General features: G+C 56.1%; 6 protein-coding genes and 1 pseudogene. 4 read left to right on the top strand and 3 right to left on the bottom strand.

The genetic code is table 11. From position 1 onward, the window contains the following. Window positions 1-51 precede the first annotated feature (51 nt). Entirely contained in the window at window positions 52-447 is a 396-nt protein-coding gene (gene msrB / locus AC1DSG_RS25260) for a peptide-methionine (R)-S-oxide reductase MsrB (RefSeq protein WP_477793326.1), read from the bottom strand. A gap of 226 nt (window positions 448-673) precedes the next feature. Here msrB and AC1DSG_RS25255 point away from each other — a divergent pair, with 226 nt between their 5' ends. Together AC1DSG_RS25255 and htpX are read left to right on the top strand one after the other, a co-directional pair. Next, window positions 674-1,885, top strand: a complete 1,212-nt coding sequence (locus AC1DSG_RS25255) for a pyridoxal phosphate-dependent aminotransferase (RefSeq protein ID WP_007943708.1) — start codon at window positions 674-676, stop codon at window positions 1,883-1,885. Window positions 1,886-2,203: 318 nt separating this feature from the next. Next, the gene (gene htpX / locus AC1DSG_RS25250; RefSeq protein ID WP_150782000.1) at window positions 2,204-3,094 is read left to right on the top strand and encodes a protease HtpX; all 891 of its coding nucleotides are present in this window, start codon (window positions 2,204-2,206) and stop codon (window positions 3,092-3,094) included. A 219-nt stretch (window positions 3,095-3,313) separates the two neighbouring features. Here the strand turns inward: htpX and AC1DSG_RS25245 are convergent, their stop codons facing one another. Continuing rightward, window positions 3,314-3,970, bottom strand: a complete 657-nt coding sequence (locus AC1DSG_RS25245) for a thiopurine S-methyltransferase (protein WP_477793327.1) — start codon at window positions 3,968-3,970, stop codon at window positions 3,314-3,316. Between the two features lie 102 nt (window positions 3,971-4,072). Between AC1DSG_RS25245 and AC1DSG_RS25240 the strand changes: the two genes are divergently transcribed. Together AC1DSG_RS25240 and AC1DSG_RS25235 are read left to right on the top strand one after the other, a co-directional pair. After that, window positions 4,073-4,840 carry a DODA-type extradiol aromatic ring-opening family dioxygenase gene (locus tag AC1DSG_RS25240; RefSeq protein ID WP_477793325.1) on the top strand — a complete coding sequence of 256 codons (768 nt, stop codon included), beginning with the start codon at window positions 4,073-4,075 and terminating at the stop codon, window positions 4,838-4,840. A gap of 873 nt (window positions 4,841-5,713) precedes the next feature. After that, window positions 5,714-6,052, top strand: a complete 339-nt coding sequence (locus AC1DSG_RS25235; protein ID WP_477793324.1) for a hypothetical protein — start codon at window positions 5,714-5,716, stop codon at window positions 6,050-6,052. Window positions 6,053-6,056: 4 nt separating this feature from the next. Here the strand turns inward: AC1DSG_RS25235 and AC1DSG_RS25230 are convergent. Then, window positions 6,057-6,364: pseudogene (locus tag AC1DSG_RS25230) on the bottom strand (IS66 family transposase); the annotation flags it as partial. Between the last annotated feature and the right edge of the window lie 492 nt (window positions 6,365-6,856).

The raw sequence follows: 6,856 nt of genomic DNA, 5'->3' as shown, positions 1-6,856 counted from the left end.
GCGTACTTGAGATCGCCATCGCCGGCAAGCCGGGTTCCTGCAGGGTTCACATTATTCGCGCGGCACCAGGTCCAGACACACGGAGTTGATGCAATAACGCAGACCGGTGGGGGGTGGGCCATCCGGGAACACGTGCCCAAGGTGTGCATCACATTTGGCGCAGACCACTTCAGTGCGGATCATGCCGTGGCTGACGTCACGGATCTCGACCATCGCGCTGTCGCCGATCGGTGCGTAGAAGCTCGGCCAGCCGCAGCCGGAGTCAAACTTGGTGGTCGAATCGAACAGCGGCTCCTTGCAGCAGAAGCAGTGGTAAACACCTTCAGTCTTGGTGGCGTTGTATTTACCGGAAAACGGTCGCTCGGTGCCTTTGAGGCGGCACACGTTGTACTGCTCCGGGTCGAGCATCGCCTTCCATTCTTCCAGGGTTTTTTCCAACTTTTCCATCTTCACACCTCAGCAGCTGAAAAAGCCCGATCTGTACCTTTTCCACGGATCAGGCGGCACGTATGATTGCGCCTCGTCAAACGCCAGTCTGGCAGCCAGACCACGCGCATTCAAACGGATTTATGGGTGCTGCATCTCAAGGCGTCAGGCCTGTGTGAATACGCAGGATTCCCAGTACGGTAGTTCATACGCCGCCTGGATCGTTCATTTTCGGGAACACATCGCCATGCAGGTCAGCAAATCGAACAAGCTCGCCAACGTCTGCTACGACATTCGCGGCCCAGTGCTCAAGCACGCCAAACGCCTGGAAGAGGAAGGCCATCGCATCCTCAAGCTGAACATCGGCAACCCGGCGCCTTTTGGTTTCGAAGCGCCGGACGAAATCCTCCAGGACGTGATCCGCAACTTGCCGACCGCCCAGGGCTATAGCGATTCCAAAGGCCTGTTCAGCGCGCGCAAGGCCGTGATGCAGTACTACCAACAGAAGCAGGTTGAAGGCGTCGGCATCGAAGACATCTACCTGGGTAACGGCGTTTCCGAGCTGATCGTGATGTCGATGCAGGCCCTGCTCAACAACGGCGACGAAGTGCTGGTGCCAGCCCCGGACTATCCGCTATGGACGGCCGCGGTCAGCCTGTCGGGCGGCAACCCCGTGCATTACCTGTGCGACGAGCAAGCCAACTGGTGGCCGGACCTGGCCGACATCAAGGCCAAGATCACCCCGAACACCAAGGCACTGGTGATCATCAACCCGAACAACCCGACCGGCGCGGTGTATTCGAAGGAAGTGTTGCTGGGCATGCTGGAACTGGCCCGTCAGCACAACCTGGTGGTGTTCTCTGACGAGATCTACGACAAGATCCTGTACGACGACGCCGTGCACATTTGCACCGCATCCCTTGCCCCGGACCTGCTGTGCCTGACCTTCAACGGTCTGTCCAAGTCCTATCGCGTGGCGGGCTTCCGTTCCGGCTGGATCGCCATCTCCGGCCCGAAACATCACGCACAGAGCTACATCGAAGGCATCGACATGCTGGCCAACATGCGCCTGTGTGCCAACGTGCCGAGTCAGCACGCGATCCAGACCGCGTTGGGCGGCTACCAGAGCATCAACGACCTGGTACTGCCCCAGGGCCGCTTGCTGGAACAGCGCAATCGCACCTGGGAACTGCTCAACGACATTCCGGGCGTGAGCTGCGTCAAGCCGATGGGCGCATTGTATGCATTCCCGCGAATCGACCCGAAAGTCTGCCCGATCCACAATGATGAAAAGTTCGTGCTCGACCTGCTGCTCTCCGAGAAGCTGCTGGTGGTTCAGGGCACAGCCTTCAACTGGCCTTGGCCGGACCACTTCCGCGTGGTGACCCTGCCGCGCGTGGATGATCTGGAGATGGCCGTTGGCCGGATCGGCAACTTCCTCAAGTCCTACCGCCAGTAAGGGGTATCTCACCKTGCGACTTTTTGAAAAAGTCGCACGGCGATTAATTCAGAAACAAATCTTTGCGTCCGGCCGTACATCCTTGTTTCCTGCAATGCCTGATCACTTGTTGGGTCATCGCGTCTAACAACCACGGGGGCTTGCCTAGGGCTGTGCCTGTCAAACACTTCCCATGCCCGCGTCGGAAATGCCCTGCAAGCGACTACACTGTTGCCGTAGGAAACAGTTTGAAATAGTCACCCGGTTGTATAGCCCGTTGCAGCACCTTATATACCCCGCAGTACGCTATATCTTTAGCAAAAGGAGATTTCTACAACCATGATGCGCATCCTGCTGTTTTTGGCCACTAACCTGGCGGTCGTGCTGATTGCCAGCATCACCCTGAGCCTTTTCGGCTTCAACGGGTTCATGGCGGCCAACGGGGTTGATCTGAACCTCAATCAGCTGCTGATTTTCTGTGCGGTCTTTGGTTTTGCCGGTTCGCTTTTCTCGCTGTTCATCTCCAAGTGGATGGCGAAGATGAGCACCAGCACCCAGATCATCACCCAGCCGCGTACCCGTCACGAGCAATGGCTGCTGCAAACCGTCGAGCAATTGTCCCGGGAAGCCGGGATCAAGATGCCTGAAGTCGGGATCTTCCCGGCCTACGAGGCGAACGCGTTCGCTACGGGCTGGAACAAGAACGACGCACTGGTCGCGGTCAGCCAGGGCTTGCTGGAGCGTTTCTCGCCGGATGAAGTGAAAGCCGTCCTGGCCCACGAAATCGGCCACGTAGCCAATGGCGACATGGTCACCCTGGCGTTGATTCAGGGCGTGGTGAACACCTTCGTGATGTTCTTCGCCCGGATCATCGGCAACTTTGTCGACAAAGTGATCTTCAAGAACGAAGAAGGCCAGGGTATTGCCTACTATGTAGCAACCATCTTCGCCGAACTGGTCCTGGGCATTCTGGCCAGCTCCATCGTCATGTGGTTCTCGCGCAAGCGTGAATTCCGTGCCGACGAAGCCGGTGCACGTCTGGCCGGTACTGCCGCGATGATCGGCGCACTGCAACGCCTGCGCGCCGAACAGGGCCTGCCGGTGCACATGCCGGACACCCTGAACGCCTTTGGTATCAACGGTGGCATCAAGCAAGGGTTCGCCCGGATGTTCATGAGCCACCCGCCGCTGGAAGAGCGTATCAACGCGCTGGCTCGACTTCAGCGCTGATTGTTCAGCAATAAATAGAAGGCCCGCAGTGATGCGGGCCTTTTTTTATTTACACATAAATCCGTAGGAGCCGGCTTGCCGGCGAAGGCGTCTTCATTGGCGCCGCACGTCGCGAGGCCGCCTTCGCTGGCAAGCCAGCTCCTACAGAGATCTGCGATCAACACAGAATTAGTGTGGGAGCGAGCCTGCTCGCGATGGGGCCGGTACTGCTAACACAATTCAGCGGCTGGAAACCCGATACACCCGCTCTTCAAGCCGGGTAACACCCGCCTCCAGGAATTTCCCGCTGGCACTCAAAATATCCTGATCTTCCAGGATCTTCAGCGCCCACGATCCACCGAACAACCGCTTTACTTCATCATCCAGCACAGCAAACGGCGGGCCGTCCATCTGCGTCTGGTCGTAGTCCAGGGTAATCATCAACCCCAGCGATTCCTTCGGCAAAATCCGGTTCAGGTGCGCGGCGTACTGCTCACGCATTTTCGGTGGCAAGGCAATCAACGCGGCTCGGTCGTACAGAGCACTGCAGTCGGCGACATCGCCGGCCGTCAACTCGAAGAAATCACCACACCACAACTCGATAGAACCTGCGCGGTAAACCTTGAAAGGCCCTTGCTCACTGACATCAGGATCCAGCTGATGCTCATTGAAGAAATCCTCAATGGCCTTTTCCGAGAGCTCAACGCCCAATACCTCATGGCCTTCGCGTGCAAGCCACAACAAATCCAGACTCTTTCCACACAGCGGCACCAGTACGCGCGCGCCGTCTTCCAGGCCCAATTGTGGCCAAAAACGCTGCAGATGAGGATTCACCTCCGGCAGATGAAAGCCGATCTGATTCGACGCCCATCGTTTGTGCCAAAACTCCGGCTGCATAATTAATCCCAAAAATTCGATCAAAAGACCCTAAAACTTATATTAGATTTAGATCAATGATCTGACTGAAGATGGTGCCATCTTACTCTCAGGAGCTCATTCATGTTCCCTAGCCTATACATATCCCATGGCTCTCCCATGCTGGCACTGCAACCCGGCGCCAGCGGGCCGGCTCTCGCTCGATTGGCCGCCCAAATTGCGACCCCAAAAGCCATCTTGATTGTATCCGCCCACTGGGAAAGTAATGAACTGTTGGTCAGCGGCAATCCCCGACCGGAAACCTGGCACGACTTCGGCGGCTTTCCACAGGCGCTGTTCGACGTTCAATACCCGGCACCCGGTGATCCCCAATTGGCGGCGGATGTTGTCGAGTTACTGAAAGCCGCCGATCTGCCGGCACGCATCGATGCCAAACGCCCGTTCGACCACGGTGTGTGGGTGCCTTTGAAATTGATGTATCCGCAAGCCGATATCCCCGTGGTGCAAGTCTCGCTGCCCACCCGTGGCGGCCCTGCCCTGCAAACCCGTGTCGGCCATGCCTTGGCTAGCCTGCGTGAACACGGTGTGCTGCTGATCGGTTCTGGCAGCATCACGCACAACCTGCGCGAACTGGACTGGCACGCGGGCCCGGAAAGCGTCGAGCCATGGGCCAAATCCTTCCGCGACTGGATGATCGAGAAACTCGCGGCCAACGACGAAGCAGCGCTGCACGATTATCGTCAACGAGCGCCGAATGCCGTGCGTAATCACCCGAGTGATGAGCATTTGTTGCCGTTGTACTTTGCTCGCGGGGCTGGGGGGGAGTTCAGCATTACCCACCAGGGTTTCACCATGGGTGCGCTGGGCATGGACATTTATCGCTTTGGCTGATCGGTAGACCGCGATGATCGTTCCCACGCTCTGCGTGGGAATGAATCAATGGACGCTCTGCATCCGCTTCTGGGACGCGGAGCGTCCCCGGCTGCATTCCCACGCAGAGCGTGGGAACGATCAGGCAAAAAAAATCCCCGAACCAGTCGGGGCTTTTATCGCTACAAGCTATTGTTTTAAATATATTTATAAAAATATACACAACACAACCCCACTCACAACCCCACACAAAACCTTCGCGTGGCGCTCTTGCCTCTGTCAGATCACTAGCCATTGATTGATTTCTTCAGCCTTGGCCGTGGTGCTGGTGCTACCCCCCATACTGCTGAAAAAACACCCCCGGGGGTGCAAGCAAAACACGGCGGGGGGTGTTGTGCTGTGCATAGCCATCTGTAAAAACTGTGCGGTGGGGGGTGTTAAGCCACGCTTGCATGCTCAGGAAGGCTTCCAGCGCCTAACCGTTGGCGCTACGTTAGATTGTCTGTAAAAACTGACTCAATCAACGCTATGCGTATTTCAAGATGAAAGGTCATGGATTGTCATGAAGTGATAAAGCGCTGTCGCCAAATGAAAGGTTGGCAGCACCCCCATCTATAAACTCCCCCTTTTGATCTGCGCGGCAAGCTCCGCTATCCGCCGGTCCGGCCTGCGCAATGCCGGGCCGCATGACTTTAGTCCTAAGGAGAGAAACAAGATGCGCGTAACGTATGGACGGTACTGAGGGTATGCCTCCTGCGAGGAAATTCAGCGGATTCGCTACGGATCCCATTTTAAGTTAGCGATCATTTCAGGCGACTACAGTCCGCGTCGAGCATACTCGCGGTGCTTCGCGTTCATATGCGCCAACATTAAGTAGCAACCCGGAGTCACCCCATGAAACTCCTCACCCTGATTGCCCTTACCCTCCTTGCCACGGCCACCAACGCGGCTGATTTCCCGGTTGATCAAGATGACGTTGCGCAATGTGTCGCCATCCGTTCCGTTGAGTTGGAACAAGCCAAGGAATTGCTTGACCCCAAAAACGTCCAGCTCAAGAAAATTCGTTATGACATGGCGTGGGAGGCAAGCACCAACAGCATTGGCACCTATGTTCGGGAAAGCTTCTATGAAGCGGGCTTGAAACTCTTGCCCACCCATACCGGCGCCTATGAGAAATTGGCCAAGAAGTATGACGCAGCTTGTTATCGTGCCTTGTACGGGATTGACCTATAAAGCGCTTGCTGATTGGCCTAACCCTTCTTGCAGCGGGCGCAACCGATTGCGGCAGTGTCGAGCGAGCAATGGGCAGTCCGGCACGGCTAAAGATTTTTTCTTGCCGATAGAGCGGCAGATGGTCGGCAAACTTGGCCACCATGACGTGGGCCAACTGGCTCTCCGTATGCCTTTATCGATGACATGCGCCGGCACCGGCGTCTGCATCAGTGTTTCGCACATCGCTCACGCCCATTTCCCCTAGCGTTCGACAGTGAACACGCCAGGTGTGCATCTGTCGCTGTTGCAAACGGATTTTCCAGCGCCACTGAGCTTCGAGATTTGACCGCTAATAAACTATCCCAATCCCAACTCGCAGCGGCGCAAAAGTTAGCAGGACAGTATTTTGAAAAATACCAACCCGAGCGCTGAGTAAGGCGACGAGGCAGAAATTTAATGCGGAATTTCAATTATATCGTCGCGTAATTCCTGAGTTATGCGACGACTCATTCGGGCATGATGGTAACGGCTTTACGATGTCGCGTGATTCTGTCGCAGGTACTCAATTATCGGCGACATGACATACGACAGATGCGGCATTGAGAAGGATAGAAGGTGAACCCGATACGCCGAGGGAAAAGTTCTGGAGTCGTGCGAGGCACGCTGGCAAGTTTAGTCTGTCACGACTGACCGGAAATGGCCGATTCTGTTGAAAAAGTCAGCCATGGTTTGCGCATCAGAAAAGTACGCGTCCGAGATTGAAATCTTTACTTTTGGCAGAGACTTCCGGACTCGGATTTCACGTAGCAGCGTGCAGATAAGGCG

Source organism: Pseudomonas sp. P5_A12 (assembly GCF_056400685.1).
The sequence above is the reverse complement of the archived record's forward strand: the minus strand, read 5'-3'. Positions and strand labels throughout refer to the sequence as shown.